16 protein-coding genes are annotated in these 22,828 nt (G+C 46.1%); 6 read left to right on the top strand and 10 right to left on the bottom strand.

Annotation, left to right across the window (positions count from 1 at the left end):
- Positions 1 to 5: 5 nt before the first annotated feature.
- The gene (locus tag ABWW54_RS12775; protein WP_353412695.1) at positions 6 to 2,276 is read right to left on the bottom strand and encodes a polysaccharide lyase 6 family protein; all 2,271 of its coding nucleotides are present in this window, start codon (positions 2,274 to 2,276) and stop codon (positions 6 to 8) included.
- Between the two features lie 957 nt (positions 2,277 to 3,233).
- Here ABWW54_RS12775 and ABWW54_RS12770 point away from each other — a divergent pair.
- The 3 genes from ABWW54_RS12770 (at position 3,234) to ABWW54_RS12760 (ending at position 7,856) form a co-directional block, all read left to right on the top strand.
- Entirely contained in the window at positions 3,234 to 3,992 is a 759-nt protein-coding gene (locus ABWW54_RS12770) for a FadR/GntR family transcriptional regulator (RefSeq protein ID WP_353412693.1), read from the top strand.
- 323 nt (positions 3,993 to 4,315) lie between these two features.
- On the top strand, positions 4,316 to 5,251 hold the full coding sequence (locus ABWW54_RS12765) for an FHA domain-containing protein (RefSeq protein WP_353412691.1): 936 nt from the start codon (positions 4,316 to 4,318) through the stop codon (positions 5,249 to 5,251).
- Positions 5,252 to 5,264: 13 nt separating this feature from the next.
- The gene (locus ABWW54_RS12760) at positions 5,265 to 7,856 is read left to right on the top strand and encodes a protein kinase domain-containing protein (RefSeq protein ID WP_353412690.1); all 2,592 of its coding nucleotides are present in this window, start codon (positions 5,265 to 5,267) and stop codon (positions 7,854 to 7,856) included.
- Here the strand turns inward: ABWW54_RS12760 and ABWW54_RS12755 are convergent, their stop codons facing one another.
- Positions 7,857 to 8,300, bottom strand: a complete 444-nt coding sequence (locus ABWW54_RS12755; protein ID WP_353412689.1) for a hypothetical protein — start codon at positions 8,298 to 8,300, stop codon at positions 7,857 to 7,859. It lies immediately after the preceding gene.
- Between the two features lie 351 nt (positions 8,301 to 8,651).
- Between ABWW54_RS12755 and ABWW54_RS12750 the strand changes: the two genes are divergently transcribed.
- Positions 8,652 to 9,338 (top strand): hypothetical protein, encoded by a 687-nt coding sequence (locus tag ABWW54_RS12750; RefSeq protein WP_353412688.1) that lies wholly within the window; start codon positions 8,652 to 8,654, stop codon positions 9,336 to 9,338.
- A gap of 93 nt (positions 9,339 to 9,431) precedes the next feature.
- On the opposite strand, the gene ABWW54_RS12745 is transcribed toward ABWW54_RS12750, so the two are convergent.
- Positions 9,432 to 11,492, bottom strand: a complete 2,061-nt coding sequence (locus ABWW54_RS12745) for a glycoside hydrolase family 97 protein (RefSeq protein WP_353412687.1) — start codon at positions 11,490 to 11,492, stop codon at positions 9,432 to 9,434.
- 113 nt (positions 11,493 to 11,605) lie between these two features.
- Between ABWW54_RS12745 and mobA the strand changes: the two genes are divergently transcribed.
- Both mobA and ABWW54_RS12735 read left to right on the top strand, forming a co-directional pair.
- Positions 11,606 to 12,193 carry a molybdenum cofactor guanylyltransferase MobA gene (gene mobA, locus ABWW54_RS12740; protein WP_353412686.1) on the top strand — a complete coding sequence of 196 codons (588 nt, stop codon included), beginning with the start codon at positions 11,606 to 11,608 and terminating at the stop codon, positions 12,191 to 12,193.
- Positions 12,194 to 12,274: 81 nt separating this feature from the next.
- Positions 12,275 to 13,057, top strand: coding sequence for a spondin domain-containing protein (locus ABWW54_RS12735; RefSeq protein WP_353412685.1), 783 nt, complete (start codon positions 12,275 to 12,277; stop codon positions 13,055 to 13,057).
- A gap of 26 nt (positions 13,058 to 13,083) precedes the next feature.
- Here ABWW54_RS12735 and ABWW54_RS12730 read toward each other — a convergent pair whose 3' ends face one another.
- From ABWW54_RS12730 to ABWW54_RS12700, 7 genes are all read right to left on the bottom strand, one after another.
- Positions 13,084 to 14,079 (bottom strand): D-cysteine desulfhydrase family protein, encoded by a 996-nt coding sequence (locus tag ABWW54_RS12730; RefSeq protein WP_353412684.1) that lies wholly within the window; start codon positions 14,077 to 14,079, stop codon positions 13,084 to 13,086.
- A 41-nt stretch (positions 14,080 to 14,120) separates the two neighbouring features.
- A complete protein-coding gene (gspG, locus tag ABWW54_RS12725; protein WP_353412682.1) occupies positions 14,121 to 14,567 on the bottom strand; it encodes a type II secretion system major pseudopilin GspG in 447 nt (148 codons plus the stop codon).
- A gap of 31 nt (positions 14,568 to 14,598) precedes the next feature.
- Entirely contained in the window at positions 14,599 to 15,825 is a 1,227-nt protein-coding gene (gspF, locus tag ABWW54_RS12720) for a type II secretion system inner membrane protein GspF (protein WP_353412681.1), read from the bottom strand.
- A gap of 15 nt (positions 15,826 to 15,840) precedes the next feature.
- Entirely contained in the window at positions 15,841 to 17,409 is a 1,569-nt protein-coding gene (gspE, locus tag ABWW54_RS12715) for a type II secretion system ATPase GspE (RefSeq protein ID WP_353412680.1), read from the bottom strand.
- 5 nt (positions 17,410 to 17,414) lie between these two features.
- On the bottom strand, positions 17,415 to 19,817 hold the full coding sequence (locus ABWW54_RS12710) for a secretin GspD/PilQ domain-containing protein (protein WP_353412679.1): 2,403 nt from the start codon (positions 19,815 to 19,817) through the stop codon (positions 17,415 to 17,417).
- Between the two features lie 256 nt (positions 19,818 to 20,073).
- Complete coding sequence (thrC, locus tag ABWW54_RS12705; RefSeq protein ID WP_353412678.1) at positions 20,074 to 21,468, bottom strand: threonine synthase; 1,395 nt, start codon at positions 21,466 to 21,468, stop codon at positions 20,074 to 20,076.
- A gap of 41 nt (positions 21,469 to 21,509) precedes the next feature.
- On the bottom strand, positions 21,510 to 22,820 hold the full coding sequence (locus tag ABWW54_RS12700) for a homoserine dehydrogenase (RefSeq protein ID WP_353412677.1): 1,311 nt from the start codon (positions 22,818 to 22,820) through the stop codon (positions 21,510 to 21,512).
- Positions 22,821 to 22,828 lie beyond the last annotated feature (8 nt).

Here is a 22,828-nt window from a genome sequence, read left to right as displayed (position 1 = left end):
GACAACTATTTAACGGTATTGGCAAATACTTTTGCCGTAGGCGCATTGCCGCTATTTAGTTCGACCAAGTGTGGCTCTTTGGTGCTAATAAAGCGGTTATCGGAAATCGTGGTTATTGGCTCTGCAACCGTGTGTGCCACTGAAATGGGAGCTGATGACTCGAACGAGTTATTCGAGATATCAGAAAACTGAACGCCGTGCACCCGAATTGAGCTTTTGATCTTATTACGCTTGTCCATCCCAACGTTACTGAGCTTTGACGTTCGCAACGTAAGATGAGGGCCAAAGGTACTTTCATCAGTGCCACCTCGATAGAGGTCAACAACGGCTCCGCCAATGGACTCAAAGGTGGAACCTTCGACTACGACATATTCTGCGTTGTAGATTCCAAAGTCGTCGTTTTCCTGATCTAACTTCAATATTGCACCAGTGACGTTTGAAAATTCAGACCCTTTAATTTCAATTCGATCAGCGAAGGTACCTTTCGAGACTGTTAGAAAGTTAAATGAATGATTGACGTCCAATTTTTCAACCTTCACCTCGTCAACAATCAAGTCATAATTTCCCAGCATTGACCTCCTAGGAGTCCGAACAACGGTATTGCCCGAGCTGTCAGGAGCGTCTTCACCACTGATCGTAAGCCCTGATAATTTAAGGCTTCCTCCTTGTTGGATTTCAAACAGTGCACCGCGTTCGAACGTAATAGTGACACGCTCTTTACCCCCACCTTTAATAACGAGGCCGCTATTGAGGGAAATCACTTTTGATACAGAGTAATCGCCGTCGGATAGAAGTAACACGTCACCGTTTTTAGCGCTTGCGACGGCAGACGTTAAGGTATCCGACCCTGGCTGCACCGTCCGTGACTGACCGAACGCAAACTTTGAACGACGTTCGCTTTTAGGGTACCACTTGACACCAGTATCTCCTTTGAGAATCGGCTTGAGATTACCGTTTGCACCCACATCTGAGAATTTATCATCGATCAGCACCATCAGACCATGCTCGTTTCGAGACAAACGAATGGGCTCACTAGTAAACCCTCGAGTTAGCTCCGGCTTTTCAACGTCATTGAGCACATTCCCGCTAAATTCAATTCCACTGACATCGTCATAAACTGTAAACGTGTCACGCTTATCGACATTATAGATGAGGTTATTCTTAAAACTGCTCGTGATCGGTTTGGCTGAGCGCTCAGTATCGCTGCCCGCCGCTAACTGAATATGATCTACGTTAACAAGCGTATTGTTTTCGATAATCGAGTCTTCAACTTGATGGTATCGGTTGATAGGAGAGTTAGGTACGCCGTTCATCACCACCAACGCACCGCCAAAGCGATAGCCTGACAAGCCTTCAAGATAGTTATTTCGAATGACCTGGCGCTTATTGATTAAACGAAGGCCGCCAGTATGGTCTACACCATTACCTAAGAACACATTTCTTTCCATCAAATTGTCGTTTCCATGCCGCAACGTCATGGTACCGCGAGACTCAAAAAATACGTTTCCGACAAACTTATTGAAGCCAGACTTATTTGAAATAATTTCCAGCTCGCCATCGCAACGATCAAAATAGTTGTTCTCGACCAAGGTATGGGAGTTTGTCAAAGAGTAATGACTAGTCCCAATCCTCAATGTTTCGCCTCCGTTGGAACCCAGGATAGGTCTCGGCCCAAAGTAGTTGTGATCGATACGGTGATAATTTTCTTGGCTATCGATGGTGTTCAAACGAACAGCCATGGTTACACCCTTATTGCTCTTACCTTCTAAATGGTTGTGATCAAAGCGATTATGTTTTCCATACATTGCCACCCAATAATCATTCTCAAAGCGCTCAGGGTTATTAAAATAGGAGATCACCGTTTCCGTTACTCTAGAATGATTGGCCAACGTTGATTTATCCGTTCGAAACTCAATAACTGAGCTCGTGGGGGTGTACCCATCCTTAAAGACAAGCCCAGAAACAACAAGGTGCTCGCCGGCAAGCTTTAGATTTGACTCTCCCGAGATGATTACTTTGCCCTTCGTCTCAGCCTTCAACGTAATCGGAGCCTCTTTAGTACCTACCCCAGTAAAAACAATTTCGAAATCCTTCCAAACACCATTGCTCAAAACTATTTGATCACCAGCCTTCAATGATTTCGATGCATGGGCATACTCTTCTTGCGTATCCACCCTATATTCCTTCGACCAAGAGACAGAAGATGCTAGCGCGGCTGCGACGAGAATCAGTCCAGCGCGCAGATGTTTTACATATTTCAAAGTATGGTTATTCATAAAATTTAAATGCCTATTTTTAACGTAGATCGTTCTTACCTTTAGTACCAATTAATAGCGCCAGTCATTCGACTTAACCAAAAATACGCAGAGTCAAGGCATCTAAAAACACCACCTCGACTCGGCCAACAACTAATAACCAGAGGTGATTAAAGCTTCGCCTGAATACCGAAAAAGTAGCGTGCCCAACAAGAAAACACTTGCGCTACATTGCTGACTACACCACGAAAGTCTCGTCTAACCTCATCGAGTAAATTAGCCCCTCGAATGAAAGCCTTACTTTATCGTTCACCCTATAACTGAACCGCGACTCTAGGACCTTATTGTCATCGGTGTACCGAATGCGACTCGAGGTGTCGCGAGTAAAATTCTGAGAGCTCATCGAGCTAGGCTCTCTTACATTGCCTGAAAGCTAGGCATCAAAGTGCACTCAAACAAGCCCGCCGTAGCCAAAGAATCTACTCTTGCTGATAACTCCTCCTCAATCATTGCAAGACACCAACTGGCTACTTACACGTTTTCATTATTATTAGTCAGTCGAACAAAACATCACGTTCAATGAACGCAAATTACAACAAAGCAAAGAATTATTGTCAACCTTTTTGTAATACCAATATTAAAAAATGTTGTAATACCAATAAAAATAATTATTATTACCAACACGACATCCATTTAAATGCGTGTAAAAACCGAATAAAACCAAGACGGTAGGTCAACAGACGTCGCTTAAAGAGCACGAAAACCTAGGAAAAATGACACTCTTGATGAAATTGACAACCGAATAAGTAATGCACAGAAACATTTGAGATTGGTCTGACAATTTAGTAAAGTTATGCCCGCACCGTAATTTATTTGATGGTCGAAGAGTTCTCGCGTTACCAACTTCGTGGTGAGTGCACCTAGCTTCGAAAGACCAACTGATTTTAACGCCTTACAATATTGATCTGAGAAAGAGCCATGTCATCACAACCTCGTCTGTATCGACAAATATACGATCAAATCTCCAGTCAAATTCTCAGCGGAGAGTTTGCACCAGGTAGTCGCCTACCCACCGAACGTGAACTATCTGAGCATTTCGGAGTAAGTCGCCCAACGATCCGTGAGGCCATCATTGCATTGGAAGCGACCAACAAGGTGACAGTGAAAGCCGGAGCTGGCGTCTACGTGAAAAAGAGCACCGACCTCAACGCTGGTATTAACAATGAAGTAAGCCCGTTTGAGGTAATCGAAGCGAGAGTACTGTTAGAGGGAGAATCCGCTGCGCTTGCTGCTAAGATGATAACCCCAAGTGAAAAAGTGGAATTGCAAGCGGCATTTGAAAACCTAAAAAAGGCTGGCATTGACAATACACCCGCCTCCGCAGACGCTGATCGTAAATTCCATGAAGTTATTGCACGCGCGACACACAATCGAGTGCTCGCAAATCAAATACACGCACTTTGGGAACTGCAGGAAAACCTAGAGCACATCAAGGAAGCGCACACTTCGGTGTGTGATAAGCAAGGCGCCAAACGGATAGATGAACACCTTGTTATATTAAATACCATCGTTGAAGGGGATGCTGATGGCGCCAGAACAGCGATGCAGAGACACTTTTCTAATATTCTGGAAGTAATGCACGCTGCACTTGAACAACAAGCCCTAGAAGCAGCAAAATTGAAGGGGTCTCAAATGCGAGAAAGGTTCACTATTGGCCTTTTTTCTGATTCGAAATGACAATTAGGGCTTAATATTTCTTACTCTTGCACCAAGCATGGTAATTTTTTCGGTTCAAACTCGATTGGTGCTGGTCAATTAGGCAATTTCTATTTATCCTAAACAGGCTAACTAACCACTGGTAAGTTGGGTACTGGTTGTGAAGTCGAAATACTAGAATGACAACAGAAATAGGCTACTGTTCAGTGTAGTTTAAGATAATAGCGATTGTCCTTAGTATCTCCGCAGGCTCTTTATACCTGACTCATAGAGTTTGTACCCTACGCTTGCCCGAAAGCACATAATTAGAAAAATGCGTGCTTAGATAACCCGAAGAAGAAACCGTGGCATTATTTGAGTTTACAACTCCAAGTTCTACGCGATTGGACTATTTGCGTGATTATCATACGTTTGGACGACGTTCTGACGTTGTGGATACCATTCTTCACTATGGGTATATATCCAAGTTACACGCCGTCATCGAATGGCGAGCACCTAACTGGCTTCTCAAAGACGTATCCCGTAATGGGCTCAAACTAAACAACAAAATCATTCCAGCGCAAAAGCCTGTTGTTTTAAGCGAGGGCGACGTCATTGATTTTGGCTGTGTAGGCGAAGCACTATTAAAGTTAGTGGATTTGAAACCGCCTAAATCGATGCTGATCAGTGAAAAAGCAGCGACTGACGTAATTGACATCAATGACAGCACCTTACTACCAAATGAAGAGTCCCCAGAATTAGCACTTTACCTTTGTCCAGACCGACAGCAATGGTTTTCAGAGGAAGTTCACGAAGGGGTCGAAAAAGGCCCGTTTGATCACGGTGATATTCTTAACATTGGTGGCAGCCATTGGCGTTTCTTTCTTGTGTCAGAAGACATGGCCACCACTGAATTTGCGGTAAATCAAGCCTCTATTAACGAGGCGATGTTTAGATTCGACTTAAGCCAAGATGAAGAGAGCACTTCGCTGACGTTGATCACAGCGAATGATGAACTGGACCTAGGCGAACGCTCGCATCATTACCTGTTAGTGCATTTACTACGCCACCGCTTGTCGCAACCAGACGGTGCCGGCTGGCTAGACAGCCAGCTCTTAATGAAAGAGTTAGGACTGGAAGAAGCGCATATCAACATACAGATATTTCGAGCTAGAAAGCAGTTAGCCGAAGCGCTTCCAGGCACGTCAGGACACTCTAAATTCATAGAAAGACGTCGCGGGGCATTGAGAGTCGGCTTAGAACGTTTTGAAATTTTTAAAGAAGGCGTAAGAGAGACCTAGTCACCCCCGATATATGGTCAAGCAACTGAGTGAGATTGAATCTTTAGGTCGGTATAAGCTGCTGCACGAACTCGGGCGGGGCGGCATGAGCGTGGTTTATTTAGCCAACGATACTCAACTCACCAGAGACGTTGCCATCAAGTGCGTAAGCACACTTGAATCGTCAGGCACTAGGCTTGTTGACCACCTTAGAAGCGAAGCAAAGCTATTGGCGCAGCTTAATCACTCAAATATCGTTCAACTCTACGACGTCGTTGAACAAGACGACACGCTGGGCTTGGTAATTGAATACGTGGGCGGCCAAACTCTTACTCAAAGACTAAAACAAAGCCCAGACAAAGCCACTAAATTGAAATGGTTGGCCGAGATCGCGGAAGGCCTTTCAATGGCCCACACTAAGGGCATCGCGCACTGTGATTTAAAGGCCGAAAACATACTTGTCAGTTCCGACAACACAGCTAAAATTGCAGATTTTGGTATCGCTAAGGTAAAACTCGACGACTACCTTGATGATGACAAATTCACAAAAGTGGGCAATATAAGTGGAAGTTATTTTTCCCTGTCCCCCGAGCAAGCCACGGGCGGAGCGGTAGACAGCCGCACCGATTTATTCTCATTCGCAATCCTCATTTATCAAAGCCTGATTGGCGAGCACCCCTTTGGAGACACACACAACAAGATTGCCTTATTGCAACGAATAATCAATGACCCCATATCGATGACGGACAGTGCTCAAGCTGAGCTTGGGCCACGCTTGGTCGAATTGATTTCGAATCTCGTCAGTAAAAACCCTGAAGAACGCTTGTACAACGCTGAAGAAGCCGCAGAGTTAATTCGAAGTGAGCTGAACTCTGTGAAGCGGTACGCCACTGACAACTCGACGGTTGAGATACCTACCCAAAAAGTCTCCGGCGATACAAAGCCTGAAATGAGTCAGGAACGTAAAAAAGGGAGTCTGCGAAAGAATCTATTTTTGATCGGATTAGGTTTTGCCGTCGGATTGGGTCTGCTTAAATTCTACGACCACTATCTAACACCTGAGGTAGGGGTTCACTACGTGGCTTTGGATAAGATAGAAATTGAAACCAGTGATGACTTTAATTCTGAGATTTTGCCGCTGATGGAAAGCGTATTTATCGAATCGGCTGAGCAAGCGCTATTGTCTTTGACCGGAACGAGTCTTATCCCAAGCAAAGAGTTTCAAAGCATTGAGGGTAACTATCTAAAGCGAGCTAAAGCCACAGGTCTCGACTCCATAGTCAAAATCAAGGCAATGTGTAGCATAAGCAAATGCGACATCAGGCTTCGCAAGTTTAGCGGCCTAAAAATGGCCGTCACCGAGCAAAAAAGTTGGCCTATGGCGGTTCAATTTATGACGGGTATCAGAAGCAGCGTAGCTGACGAAATATCAAACCTGTACCCAAGCCTTAAATCTCAACGTTCCAACAAAGCCGTTTCAGAAGAAAATTACCGGCAGTATTTAGATGTGTTTCTGTCGAGTGACAATGGTAAAAGCAGCACCCTAGCGCACTTAAGTACGCTGGAGGGCCTAGTAACGAAACAGCCTTTTTTTACCCCGGCCTACAGTCTTGCGAGCCGAGTAACAGAGGTTCTTCACTCAAGAACCCAATCCGACGCACCCTTAGAAATACTCGAAAGAATTTTAGCTCAAGTACCGAGGAACCTGAACCATGACCCCCAGATACTTAATGCCAAAATTTCTCTAAAATTGCTGCAAGAAAAACCCGACGAAGCGAAACAATTATTTGAACTGGCTCAACAAGTGATTTCAGATGACGCCACGCTGATAAACTTAGAGACTGACCTCGCCTTTTATGGAAACCAGCCAGATCGATTACTTGAACTGGACAAAAAGAACGTCACACTGAGACCCTCTGCGAGAGCTTTTTATAATTTAGCGCATTCGGAGTACTCCTTTGGCAATTACGAGGCGGCTGAGCAGGCGCTCAACAATGCCCTTTCTTTGTACCCAGAACACTCCTTTGCTCAGGATCTAAAGGGTTCCATTTCCATGAAAAGGGGCGATCTGGACAGTGCCATTCAGCGCTATAGCTCAGTAATCAAGTTAAACCCAAATAGCAGGACTTACTCAAATTTAGGGTTAGCGCACATGCTTAATGGAGAATACGACAAAGCTATTGGCTTTATTACGAGGTCAAGAACTCTGTCACCTTCTAAAACAGGCTATATACTCAACTTGGCCGATGCCTATCATCTAAGTGGGCAAACAGCGCTAGCACAAAGCTTATACCAAAAAGTTATTGATTTAACCAGTCAGCCGGTCAAAGCCTCCGACTTCAAGCACAGGCCTCAGGCACTTGCTCATACCGGTGATTTTATGGGAGCCATTAAAACTCTAAATGCGGCAAATAAAAAATACCCTAATCTGGCGAACCTTAAATACTCCGCTGCGCTTGTTTATACCTTGGCGAACGATGACATTGCGGCCATCGTTGCCGTTGAAGAAGCGCTAGATTTAGGGACGGGTAAAATATGGTTCAGCCTGCCGTGGTTTAAACCACTTTGCAGCAGCGCCCTGTTTGTCGAAATGACTTCGCCTGAAACCGCTTCTCTCTGTGAGTAATTAGTTTGGTTCTCTTTCGGTTTCTTCATCAGGGTCAATTATTCCCCATGAAGTGTGAAAGAACATTTTCGTGTATCCGGTTGTTTGACCAGGCTTTGGCGGCAGAAAAGTAAGTGTCAAACTATTTCCTTCATAGCTTTGTCTTACACACGTAAACCCATTGGGGTCTTCCGGGTTTCCATCAACGGTTGGCGTCGCGTAGCCTGTATAAACATTGTCACTGTTTGACAGTACAATATCCACAACAATGGTACTTCCTGGCTCTGCATCGCACGCAAAGTCCGCATCCAACGTGTCAATGTCGACACCCGCATAAGTCATTTCCCCTTGATAATAAATAGGGTCATTAGATTGCTGATGTCCTCTGGCGAGCAATACTTGGGGAGTCTGCCCACTACCATCGTCAGTCAACAGCAACACCGATTTAATAACCGCATTCGTCATATATTTCTCCGTTTTTTAAATTCAAGTACAAGTTAGAAAAACTACCCCTTTATCTGTGTCTCCCCCGACACCCTAGTAAGCTATCACCTTTAGGCGAGGATGCAAGAGTTACGTGTAATAGGTCGTAATATATTTTTACGATGCAATCTAGCACTATAACTTCATCGAATCACGCCGGTTCTCGCCGATGCAAGTGCTTTAGCACCACTTGGATTCAAATGGATTCTTGTCTGATTGTTTTGAGTCAAGCAGTCGGATCGGTTAGGAACACATCGAGAATGGGTGGATGGAGATGGATGCCATGGATGGCACTTTAAACAAACTAATTTACTGACGAGTTGGAGGGCAAAAATGAAAACTAAGATCAAGACTATTGGAGCAAATTCTGCATGCTTCGCTCTCGGACTACTGATGGCCGTGGTAATCACAAAATTTGACATGATACGGCTTGATTCACTATCGATTGCAAGAACCGTTAACACGTTTGGCCAAATTTTCTTGCCAACAGGCAACGCCACAGGCAAAACCATAAGCTCAATGTCAATGAGCATTGATCAAGAGTCTCGGTCTCAGGCAAAAAAATTCCAGCGAGCGCAGCTACAGTCACCCATGACCTCACCAAAAGATATCTCGGACGGCGCATGGAACGCACTCTCAGGCCTTCTAAGCGCCAGTAAGAACTTGGTCGAAGGCGGTATGGATAAGTCGCCTGCGGTGGCCTCAGCGCTGAAAGCTCCGGTCAGACAATACGCCTTATTTGGCAGCCTATTCAGTATTGATATCGAGCGGAATATAGAGCAGGTCAAAGCAAGTCAACTGCTGTCGTTCCTTCTGTTAATCGGAGCAAGCTTTATAACCCTAGTCGGTGCACATCACGTCGTGTGTTGGTTACAAAAGGTCGCCAGACAACGCCAACCTTTGACGCAGCCTAACAGCATGACTGAAAATTCACTCTGGGATTGGGGAAGCAAAAGTGGGAATCAGTTTTCTGAACTGACACACCCTAAACAAAGTCTGTTTTGGCCAATCATCAATTAAATTCCAAAGCAGCAAAATGAGCAAACCGCAATTATGGTTAGACGCATAACCACGGTTTGCTTGGCATTCAAACACTAGATCAAAAAGTGTGACCTATTTTTTTACAAAGCGAACCGCCACTCCCCCGCTTCGACCTAACTCGAAACTAAGGGTTTGCGACCTGTTTACCACCCTTTTCTCAATAATCATGTCATACGGGTTTGTATCATAGTCTGCTTTTGCTCCGTCTCGGTAGATTTGAGCCTCCCAATCGCCCTCCCCTAGAAACGCCAAGTCTGCCTTTATTGTTCTGGGTGTTTCATTGGTGTGTCCCCCTAAAAACCAATCCGAAGAGTTACGATCCTGACGAACAATAGTCATATATTCACCGACCTCGCCATCAAGCGCTATCGACTGTTCCCAGTCTGCCGGTACGTCTCGAATAAACTGAAACGCAGCCAAATTGGCCTCATAGTTTTCTGGTAAATCCATGGCCATTTGTATAGGCGAATAGATCGTCACATAAAGAGACAGTTCTTTGGCTAACGTATGCTCGATGCGAGACCTAAGATCATGCCGCCCCATTTCCTTGGTCACAGGCGGACGCTCGCTGGGCCTCAGGTCAAACGCACCCGCTGTGTAATCCATGGGGCCGGACAACATACGCGTAAATACCAAATTTGACACATGGTTAGGACCGTTTGGCGGTACCGCCCAAGCATTAAACTCCTGTCCACGAGCGCCTTCTCGACTTACCCAGTTTGGGTAGGTACGGCGCAGGCCAGTGTCCTTAACGGGTTCATGCGCATTGATCGAAATTTTTCGCGTTGCGGCTTTCTCTAGAACGCGAATATGATGATCAACATTGTATTGCCCGTCGTGGTACTCATAACGCGTGATTCCATTTTCATCGATGCGTTTTAACTTTCCACCGTCGGCCACATAACCGGTCTTTACAATGGCAACATCGTGTTGTTCGTACAAATCAAACCCAGCGTCAATTTGATTTTCATAATTCGTTAAATTACCCGACGTTTCATGATGACCGATTAGTCGTACACCAACCTTACGTCCATATTCCGATACTTTTGCGATGTCAAAATCATCGTAAGTTTCGGTAAAGCTAAAGACATCACCATTGTTATACCAATCTCCGTCCCACCCAATGTTCCAACCCTCAACGAGCACCCCGTCGAAGTTATACTTTGCAGCAAAATCCATCATATCAATCGTGGCTTGAGTTGTGGCCGCGTGAATACCATCATTGCCCCATGTCCGATCTTTGATGTGTTGTTGCCACCATATACCAATGTATTTACCAGGCTTAAACCAAGATACGTCTCCGAGTTTATTTGGTTCGTTTAGGTTTAGGATCAAATCAGAATTAACCAATCCAACGGCTTTTTCAGAAACCTGAATCGTTCTCCAGGGAGTCTTAAACGGCGTGCTTAATCTAACCAAACTACCATCTGGTCGTGGCGCTAGATTGGCAACCAAGTTATTACCCCGTCGGTGTTCTATCGACATGCCAGAATAGTTTACTAATGCCGCTTCGTGCAAACTTACGTGCACTCCATTACTCAACTTCATCGTCACAGGCGTGTGAACCATTTCCATTTCATTTACGGTGGTTTTTTGATACAAATACTCATACCGATTCCATTTACGAGCCGGAATCCACCACGCCGTGGCGTTTTCGTCCATATTGAACTCAGTGATTTCCTCGGTAATCGCTATCTCAGCCAATCCGTCTTGCTTGGGAACTTCGTAGCGAAACCCCAAGCCATCATTAAACACTCTAAAAACCAAGTCCAAGGTTTGCTTAGGACTGTTGCGTTCAACCGTTAACCGCAACTCACTATGATTATCGACGACAACTCGCCTCTCGCCCCAAGGTTGCTCCCATTGATTGTTACGGCTTGATTCCTCGGTCGAGACAACTTTCATATCCGCGTCAAAACCGTGTACGTCAGCAAAACGCAGTCCCAGCACGCTCGAATCAATCACTTGCTCGGATCCGAGACTCACACTGTAACGCAACAACCCCTCATCATCCTTAATCTGGACTTTCAACTGCCCATTAGGCGATGATACAGAGTACGTCGCAGCGTAAAGAGGGTTGCCAAAGGCAACGCAAACCAGACAAAGCAGGCTTGAAATAAAATACGTTTTCATTATTGTTCTTACTCCCGTCAATTGGTGATACAACCGCAAAATATAGAGTAATCTTGGGTGACAAACCTTATGAATACGAATGCGTAAATTAAGAATAAAGAGACATCGATTTAATGAAGCACAAAATAGCAGGAATTGTACTTGCCGGCGGACAGGGGGCTAGAATGAACAACGCCGACAAAGGCTTGCAACTATTCAAAGGCAAAGAGCTCGTCACACACACTCTCGAGCGGCTCAGTCCACAAGTAGATTCAATTACTATATCGGCCAACCGTAATATCGAAACCTATCGAGCACTGGGGCACAACGTGATTCCTGATGCCTCTAGTGATTACAATGGCCCGTTAGCGGGCGTGGCAGCGTGCCTTACTCATCTACATAAACAAGACGCCCATGAGTACGCGATGATATGCAGTTGTGACACTCCGCATTTATACCCTCATCTGGTTGCGGAACTGTATGAAGCACTGAGGCTGTCACAAAGTTCAGTCTCAGTGGCGGTGGTTGGCAAGCAACGGCACAACCTTCATTGCCTACTTCATAACTCGGTTTGGTGCTCCCTCATCGACGCCTACGCTGACGGAGTTCGCGCGATGTACCGTTGGCAGAAATCTGAAGGATGTGTGGAAGCTGATTTTTCTCAGCATGCAACGTCATTTACCAATATCAACACTCTGTCAGAATTGAACAACTTACATTAAAGGCTATCGACGATATTTTTTGAAATGCTTTGCCGACAAGGTGGGTCTAGAGAATTAGTCTTAGAATAACTCATCCATCACATGATCCCTAAACTACGCAATTTAGTCCTACCGTCTGTGCTTTTTCTGTGTTCGCAAGTTACCTTCGGCCAATCAGCTGTTTATGAAGTTACCTTTACCGGAACCTGGAGTGAAAACGACGCAACAAGCTTTCCTAGCTCAGCTCATTTTACGGAGTTAGTCGGTGCCACCCATGCCGCAGGAGCTCAATTTTGGGAGGTGGGTGGCTTAGCGTCACAAGGCATTGAAGAAGTGGCTGAAACAGGCGCATTATTTTCTTTTTCAAGCGAAGTAAACAGCGCACAGAGAAATGGAGTAAGCGGAAGCATGGTTACCTTCGAGAGTCTGTTCTCCTTGCCTGGTGAGTCAACGACACAACGTATCGAGGCTAATGAGAATCATCCCTATATCACGTTAATCTCTATGATTGCACCAAGTCCTGACTGGTTCGTTGGCGTTTCCAACGTTCCCTTGCAATCGAATGGTCAATGGCGCTCAGTAATCAGCATTGATCTATTGCCCTATGACGCGGGCACAGAAGATGGAGACGAATTCAGTTTAGCAAACCCTGAAACCACACCTAAACAAGCGATAACTCCATTAGAGCAATCGCCGTTCTTTGGTCGCCCGTCGCTAGGAAGGCTGGAGTTCACTTTGTTAAGCCCCGCCCCTCCTTCTAGCACTAATCCTAACACCCCGCAGCCCAGCGCAAACGCGTCAACGTTGAATGCGCTCGCTCCGGTGATCAGTTTGGTGCTTAATGAAGAAGAATCACCCAATAAACAAACAGACCGCACTCAATAAAAGCGGCCGATAGCCTGAATTGCAAATCAACCCAACGTAAGAGTCTTTGCATACGCAAACAGTGCCGGTGCGCCGCCTGTATGCCAAAATAACACGCTACCTCCTTGTTTGATTTTGCCACTGTTAATTAATCCCAACATACCGGCAAAGGCACGAGCCGAATAGACGGGGTCCAGCAAAATACCTTCATTGCGTGCAAGAAGTTCGATGGCGTCTATCTCAGGCCGCCCGACCACGCCGTAACCTTCCCCTAAGTAGCCATCATCAAGCAAACAGTCTGATTGATTAAAGGATTCAGAAACATCAATGTTAAGCGCTGTGGCGTTCGCTAAGTCAGCAATGTGCTGAGCGAGCCCTCCGCCAAACTCTTGCTTATCAATGTTAACCCCAATCAGATTTTCCCATTGTTTAGAAATGCGATTTCCTAACATCAAGCCTGCATACGTCCCGCCAGAGCTGGACGCAAAGATCGAGTAATCGAATACGACATCATCACGATTCTGGGATGCCAGTTCAGCAACGGCGGACACATAGCCTATTACGCCTAACTCATTCGAGCCTCCATAAGGTACTAAGTAGGGTTTCGATCCCGAATCACAGAGCTGATCATGTAGCCGTTGAAGCCCTTCTCCTTTACGCTCTTCTTCTGACCAGTGTATCTTTGCGCCAAACAAATCGTTCAACAGCAAATTACCTTGATAATGTTCTGGCTTGTGCCCACCGAGCATTAAATGGCATTTCAGCCCAAATTGGGCGGCCGCGGCCGCGGTTTGTCGGCAATGATTCGATTGAGCAGCGCCTGCGGTGATCAGTGTGTCGCATCCCTTCTGAAGTGCGTCACCCAAGATATACTCAAGTTTACGTGTCTTATTTCCGCCGAGAGCCAACCCGGAAAGGTCATCTCGCTTTATAAAGAGCTGTACGCCCAATTGGTCGCTCAAGCGTCTGAGCTCGATCAGTGGTGTAGGCCAATGACCAAGTTCAGCGCGCGGGAATTGTTTTAGGGACGAAAACGGTGGCATCCAATGAAGACCTTGATAACCTCCGTTTATTTAGTTAGCCATTACTTGGCTTCATCCCAGTTACCTAGATCTCTGTTACTACCCTCTCCACCGGCTTGTCCATCAGCGCCAAAACTCCATACATCAAACCCATTTACATTATGAGTGCCAGGAAACTGATATTGATATTCATTCTTCCAAGGGTCTAACGGCATTTTAGGAAGATAAGGCCCTCTCCATGTCTTTTTACCTGTATTGGAAACTAAGGCCTTAATACCTTCACCGGTGTTTGGATAACTGTAGTTATCCAAACGATACATAGCCATTTGGCTAGATATAGACTTAATGTCATTCTGCACCGCTATCTCTTTAGCTTGATCCAACTTATTAAAAAATTGTGGAGCTACTAGCGCCGACAAAATACTGATAATAATTACAACCACCATAATCTCAATAAGCGTAAAACCACGCTGATTAGAATGCTTGTGGATAACGTTTTTATGATTCATTTTACTCTCCGAGCCTGTCTGTCGCAGACTTCTAAAAATTCACTAAATTTTGCAGGTTAAACATCGGCATTAATATTGCTAACACAATCGTCAACACCATCGACCCCATAAATAAAATCATGACCGGCCCAAGTAGACTCACCATCATGTTTATGCGCGTCGCCATTTCATTCTCAGTAGCCGAAGCCGCTTTCTCCAACATATGACCAAGGCGCCCACTGTTCTCGCCACTGGTAACCATGTGCACCAATAGGGGCGGAAAATTACCATTGCGGTCAAGCGCTCTACCGATGGAAACACCTTGAGCAACTTCTTCGGTCGCAAACTCTAGGTCTTTACGCAACACTTGATTGTTCATCACGCCTTCACTAGCACGCATCGAAGCCAAGATCGGAACCCCTGACCCCACCATGATCGACAAGGTGCGAGACATTCTGGCTGAGTCAATGTTTTGTACCATTTTTCCCAGTCCACCAATCTTTAAATAAAGACTATGTAACCAAAATTTCGGCTTAGGTTGCGAAAAAATGTATTTTACGGTGGCAATGAAGGCGGCTAAGCCGACGGCCATAAACACGCCGTACTCCACCAACAAATTCGAAATATTAATCACCATGGTGGTCAAAAATGGCAATTCTTGGCCAAGGTCTTTGTAGACGTCGACCACCTTGGGCACAACCACCACCACCAAGCCGACCAAAATGGCTGCACACACAAAAAACAGAAAGATAGGATAGACCACCGCTTGCGATACCTTTTGCTGCATAGCATGGCTGTCCTCTAAAAAGTCAGCGAGCCTGTCCAGTACGTTGTCCAACGTGCCTGATTGCTCACCCGCCGAAATTGACGCCCGGTAAATCTCCGGAAAGCTGTTAGGGTAGGTCGCAATCGCATCTGACAAGGAATACCCTTCGGTTACCAATGAGCGAATATCACTGATAATACTCTTAAGCTTGTGCCCTTCACTTTGTTTAATCAGCGCACTTAATGTTTCCTCTACGGTCATTCCAGAATCGAGCAGGGTGGCCATTTGTCTGGTCAGAATCGACAATTCATTAACCTTGATTTTTGCCCGACTGGTCCGTCGTCCTTTGCCTTGCGATTTATCAATCTTCTTTTCAGAAACCGATTTAACCTCTAGCGGGACTAACCCCTGCGCACGCAGCTCGGAACGAACCTGTTTCGCGGTGTCGCCTGCCTGAATGCCTTTAATGGTCTTACCTTTCGCATTGAGGGCTTGAAATTCGAACGCTGCCATCGTCTATCCTGGTGCCTACGCCTGTGTGACTCGAAACACTTCGTCTAGTGAGGTTTCGCCCGCCAACACGCGATCAAATCCGTTACGCATTAGGCTTTGAGATGATTTGCGAGCGTGTAAGGTCATGTCGTGCTCAGAGGCTTCATCATGAATCAATTTTCGTAAATTTTCATCCATGGTAATCAACTCGTAAATGCCCAATCGGCCTCGGTAACCGACTCGGTCGCATGAGGTACACCCCTTAGCACGGCAAATTTGAACGTCAGTGTCGTCTGAAAGCCCCAGCAGCTCTCTTTCAGACGCATCGGGAGAATACAACTCCTTACAATCTGGGCACAACTTTCTGACAAGACGTTGCGCCAGTACTCCTACCAAACTGGAGGCAATCAAAAACGGCTCTACCCCCATGTCTACAAGACGGGTTACAGCACCTACGGCCGTGTTGGTGTGCAGCGTTGATAGTACTAGGTGACCAGTCAAACTTGCTTGCACTGAAATTTCAGCGGTTTCCAGATCGCGAATCTCGCCCACCAAAACCACGTCGGGGTCTTGACGTAAAATAGAACGGAGCCCACTGGCAAACGTAAGACCAATTTTTGAATTCATTTGGGTCTGCCCAACCCCGTCCAAATCATATTCAACCGGGTCTTCGACGGTAAGAATGTTCAATCGTTTGCGGTCCAGACGATGTAGCCCCGAATAGAGCGTCGTCGTTTTACCTGAACCCGTTGGGCCGGTGACCAGCAAAATACCGTTAGGTTTCTTAATAAGTTCTTCAAATTCATCAAGAATGTCCGCCGGCATGCCTAAGACTTCAAGATTCAAACGCGCGCTCTGCTTATCAAGTAAACGAAGAACCACTCGTTCCCCATGTTGAGTCGGCAACGTCGATACCCTGACATCAACCGGGTGATCCGCCACGCGAAGCGACATTCTGCCATCTTGAGGTAGACGCTTTTCGGCAATATCTAGCTTTGACATCACCTTGATCCTTGACACTAGTGCACCGTGCATTTCTCGCCGAGGACTCAGCACATCTCTGAGTACACCGTCCACTCTCAGTCGAACCACCGAGGATTCTTCAAATGCTTCTAAATGGATATCGGACGCATTCTCGCGAATCGCCTGTGTCAGTAACGCGTTAATTAAACGAATGATCGGTGCGTCGTCATCAGCCTCAAGTAGATCAGTGGCCTGAGGCATTTCGTCAGCAAGGCGTTCTAAGTCGAGGTCTTCACCCATGTCATCCATGAGTTGATTGGCCTGGCTGCCGCCTTTGTCGTAAACCGATCGAAGCATTGCTTCGAAGTCCGAGGACGGTAAATTATTGAGGCTAATCTTAGAATTCAATCGTCGTTTTAACTCAGAAAGCACAACGAGTTTAGGCGTTTCAATGCACGACACAACCGCCACGCCATCTTCATCTATCTCAACAAGGACATTGTGCTTTTTAGCGTAAGAATATGGAATTAAGTGTTCATCCTCCTTCTCAATCGACTCATCAACCGTTTCCACTTGTTCGCTGTTTAAATCAGCGGAAACCGCGGGTGAAAGATCAATAGGTTCTATGACAGAGTCACTCATGATCGCTATTGTCCCGCTCGGTCTTTCTGGCTAGACACGTCTAAGACTGGCCCAGAGGCCTTACGTTCCTTTTGCTCAATTTGCTCTAAAATATTCTCAACCCGTTTTTCTTCAAGAGAATCCAATTCTCCGTCGGTGGTAAAGCCGACCGGCACTTCGCCCTCAGGATGAGTGTCTTCTGAAACATCGTTGGTTGGCAGCGATCGCTTTCGCCCAAAAATAATGTCTTTCACTTTTCGTTGGGTGCTTTTCTTGGGATCGCCCTTTAAAGACCCACGCTTTCTCGACTCGGTGCCAATCAGTCCCTCGTTCAAGCTTTCTTCATACGTTACCAGAACAGGGGCCTCGACAGACGGAAGCACTAGAGCATCGTCTGTCTTATTGGCATACAGAATGCCGTCTCTACGGACTTCGTTATACTTACTCTTACTGTACTTAGCGAGGTCACTTGGAGTTCTCACAATTCTAGGCTTGAGGAAAACCATCAAGTTACGCTTAACGGCGTTTTTACTTTTGCTCCTAAACAAGTACCCGATCACCGGGATTTTGCCTAAGAACGGCACCCACTCTTCAGTATCGGTAACGTCATCTGTAATTAACCCACCTAAGGCCACCACTTGGCCATCGTCTACCTGCACCACCGCTTCAATAGAGCGACGATTAGTAATTAAGTCGGCTTGCCCTTGAACCACGGTGTTTGCGACGCTTGAAGTCTCTTGAAACACTTCAAGTTGGATGGTATCTCCTTCATTAATTTGCGGCTTAATCTTAAGCTTGATACCAACGTCCTTTCGCTCAATCGTTTGAAAGCCTGAGCCCACAGCCGACCCCGTACCTGTGCCTCCGTCAGTGCCATTGTTATTCAGCCCATTATTAAAAACACCGGTAACGAACGGCACTTCCTGTCCAACAATAATCTCAGCTTCCTCATTATCCAACGTTAAAATCGTTGGCGTCGACAGCACGTTACTGTTGGTATCCGAGCGCAATGCGTTTAACACCACATCCAGTTGATAGCGACCAAAATCAAACAAGCGGTAATTAAAGCCAGCCGTGGTGGCTAAATTTGAAAACAGAGTCTCACTGAGCCCTGTCCCTGATCGGCTTCCTACACGATTTAGTCTGTTATCTGACACCGCGTCATCACCTGTGCCGATTACCGGCGCCGGTACCCCAGCATCCCAGGTGACGCCCAATCGCCCATCTTGATTCAAAGAGACCTCCGCAATTATGGTCTCAACAAACACTTGCGCGCGTCTTTTATCCAGCTTTTCGACAACGCTTTGAACGGTTTTTAATTGTCCTCCAGACGCTTTTACTATTAACGAATTTGAGGCTTCGTCGGCTTGCACGTTAAAATCCGTGGCCGCTCCCTGTGTGTTACTCGCAGTAACATCATTCAGTATGGACACTAGGTCTTCAGCTTTGGCGTATTTAAGCGTGATGACGTTAACATCGCCCGCTAAATCTCGCTCAACATCCAGTTCATCTATTAAGGCTTTTACTCGTGCGAATTGCTCGTCGGTAGCGCTGATCACTAGAGCATTAATTGCATCAAACGGCTGAATACTGAGCTTCGCACCTGTCGCAGCGTCTTTAGGGTCGGCGGAGCTGGTGATCAACTGAGTCAGCGAGTTGGACATGTCACTGGCTTTGGTCTTTTCAAGGTAGACCACGTGCGTATTTGACCGTTTATCAGGAATGTCGATTCGACGAATTATTTTTAAGACCCGCTGAATGTTCGCGGCGGTATCCGTCAAAATCACACTATTGGAAGGCGTATGTGGAGCGAAATGACTGGTCGGTGGTATCAGCGGCCTTATAATTGCAACCAAGTCCTGCACTGACGCATGCTGCAATTGAATGATTTGCGTTATTTGCTCATCGTTCTCCTGCTCAGTGGGGGTAAACAAGGTCGTCGTTGGTTTTTGCTTAATAACATTGGAAGGCAATACTTTGATCACATTTCCGCTGCCCACGGTGGCAAAATTGTGTACCTCTAAAATAGCCAAAAAGTAATCGTACAGTTCATCTGGGCTGACCGACTTGCCAGAAATAACCGACACCTTACCTTTCACTCTAGGGTCAACGATGAAATTCTTACCGCTGACTTCTGCGACGGTGTTGATGAGGACTCGAATGTCCACGTCTTGGAGGTTCAGCTTAACCTCATTTTGGTTTTCGGCGGTCGCATTGCCACGCTCAGTTTGAGCATTAACTGAGTTGATACCAAACAGTGAGGTCATGGATGCCATGAGCAGCACCATTGCACCGTTTCTTCTTGCTTTTCTTTGCACTAAGGCAAAAAGGCTGCGCGACGGCTTGGGAGCAGATGTAGGGAGCTGCTCATTATTTGTATGATCACTGAACTGCTTGGGTGATGGAGTATTTATTTGTTGTTTTTTCATCTCACTCTCTTTACGTAGCCATCGCCCGATAATTCGCCGGGAAGGCTAAAAAGCGCCAATAAACAGACTGAAAATAGACAATCTGTATTTAACACCACTTTCAATCGCACGATAATACTTAAAATACGGTCGTGATACTACGAGTTCAGCACTCGACGCGCCATTGGTAATGGGTTTTTAATGATATATCCATGACCCGCCAACAATTTTCACCAAACAAAGCGTCAGAGAGCAGTCAGGCTACCCAAAGTTAGCACTATGAAAGACGCTGATTAATAAACTGGTGAACCGCCGTTAGGTCATTCGACAACGTAACACAACGCTCTTCTCGACTAAAAAGATCCTGCATATGCACAGGCAGATCAGGCTCAAGCAACCCCTCGGCTTTCATTACCGCTTCTGGAAATTTAGCAGGATGAGCCGTCGCCAAACACACAAGAGGCGTAGAATCATTCTTCCGATTTTCTCGAGCCGCCGCAACACCAATAGCGGTGTGTGGGTCTAATACATACCCAGTACTTTCAAAGACCTGTTGGATAGTCGAGAGCATGCCCTGGTCATCCAGACGGTAACTGGAAAAAACTTTTCGAGCATCAGTCAACGCTTGATCACTTAGAACCATCGCACCCGATTCAAACTCATTCATCAGCCGCTTAATTTCGGTCCCATCGCGGCCATAAAGATCAAACAAAAGTCGCTCAAAGTTACTTGACACCATGATGTCCATGCTTGGCGCTAACGACTGAGAGAGGGATTTTCTACTGTGGTCATTGTCACTAATACAACGATGTAAAATATCGTTCTGGTTCGTAGCGATTATCAGCTGTTCAATAGGCAACCCCATTTGCATCGCTAAGTAACCCGCGTAAATATCTCCAAAATTGCCGGTGGGTACTGAAAAAGACACCTTTTTATGCGGCCCTCCCAGTGACAGTGCGGAATAGAAATAGTACACAATTTGAGCCATGATCCTAGCCCAGTTTATTGAGTTTACCGCAACCAGTTGTCGCCCTTCAGGTAAAAACGACTGATCACGAAAACTGGCTTTAACCATATTTTGACAATCATCGAAATTACCCTCTAAGGCAACATTAACCACATTGTCAGCTAAGACCGTGGTCATTTGTCTTCTTTGCACCTCTGAAACACGGTTATGCGGGTGTAAAATAAATATGTCGATATTCTCACATCGCCTACAGCCCTCAATTGCGGCTGACCCTGTATCGCCCGAGGTCGCGCCCAAGACGGCGACCTTTTGCTGGCGTTTATCAAGAATGTAGTCTAGAAGGTGGCCTAAGAACTGTAACGCAAAATCTTTAAACGCCAGAGTTGGTCCTTGAAAAAGTTCCAACACCCACTCATTTCGGCCCGTTTGCACCAGCGGGGCAATGGCGCCATGACGAAAGGTCTGATACGCCTTCGCAATAATTGTCTTTAAATCCGCGTCCGCTATTTCCCCATCAACAAACGGACTGATGATATTAAACGCTAACTCTTGATAGCTTAATCCAGACCAAGAAGCTATTTCATCTTTGGAAAATTTGGGCAACGTTTCGGGCACATATAGACCACCGTCAGCGGCCAATCCAGCAAGAACAACCTCTTCAAAATTCAGACTCGGCGCATCGCCTCGTGTGCTAATAAATTTCATCGTATTTTATGACTGACGTGGTAGTGAATTATTTAAATAACTTAATCGAGATGTTCCACTCGTAACTTGACGGCAGACCCGTGCACAAGATCTAAGCTTTCAACCTTGCTAACCGCTCTATCAAGAGCACCTTCAACGGTCTTCTGTGTAATGAAGATCACCGACACCGTGTTCTGCCCTTTTTCAGGCTCTTTCTGCGTAATGCCTTCAATACTGATGTCTTGCTCAGCGAACTCAGCACTCAACTTCGACATAACCCCAGCAACGTCGCTGACAATAAATCGCAAATAGTAGGCACACTCAAATTCCGAAGGCGCTTTGGTTGCAATCGACTTTATAGATTCTGGTTGAAACCCGAGTGCTGGCACTTTGAACTCTGAACTTGCATTACAAGTTCGCGCCACATCTATGATATCGGCCACAACCGCAGACGCCGTAGGCTCAGCGCCAGCACCGGCTCCATAGTGAAGAGTATTACCAACGGCATCGCCCTTGACCAAAATTGCATTCATGACGCCATTCACGTTTGCTAATAGTCGTTTTTTGGGGATGAGCGTCGGATGAACTCTAAGCTCAAGGCCGGAGTCCGTTTTCTTAGCTATGCCCAGATGCTTAATTCGATACCCAAGCTCCTGTGCATAATCGACATCCACTAAGTCGAGTTTTGAAATACCTTCGGTATAAACATCATCGAACTGTAACGGCGTTCCGAAAGAAATAGCCGCCAAAATCGCCAATTTATGCGCCGCATCAATTCCTTCCACATCAAACGTTGGGTCAGCTTCCGCGTAGCCTAACTCCTGAGCCTCGGCCAATACATCTTCAAACGTTCGACCCTTATCACGCATTTCAGTCAGAATAAAATTCCCAGTACCATTGATGATCCCAGCAATCGATTGGATTTGATTTCCTGCAAAGCCTTCTCGAAGATTCTTAATGATACTGATGCCACCTGCGACGGCCGCTTCATAGGAGACACTCACTCCCTTAGCATCTGCCGCAGCGAATATCTCATTTCCGTGAACCGCAATTAACGCTTTGTTCGCTGTGACCACATGCTTACCATTAGCTATTGCCATAAGCACCAATTCTTTGGCTAGCGTTTCACCGCCTATCAGCTCTACGACAATATCAATCTCATCGGAGTTCACAATTGAATACGGATCTTCAGTCAACGTGACACCGTCACAATCACAAGACCTTGATTTGCTCGCATCGCGGACCGAAGCCATGGTAACTTGAACTTGTCGCGCACACCGCCGAGTGATTACGTCAGCGTTACGTCTTAAAACCTCGGCTGTGCCACCACCCACGGTGCCCAGCCCTAAAATGCCTACATTTATTGATTGCATGATAATTA

The organism is Arenicella sp. 4NH20-0111, assembly GCF_040366405.1.
Lineage (GTDB): Bacteria > Pseudomonadota > Gammaproteobacteria > Arenicellales > Arenicellaceae > Arenicella.
The sequence above is the reverse complement of the archived record's forward strand: the minus strand, read 5'-3'. Positions and strand labels throughout refer to the sequence as shown.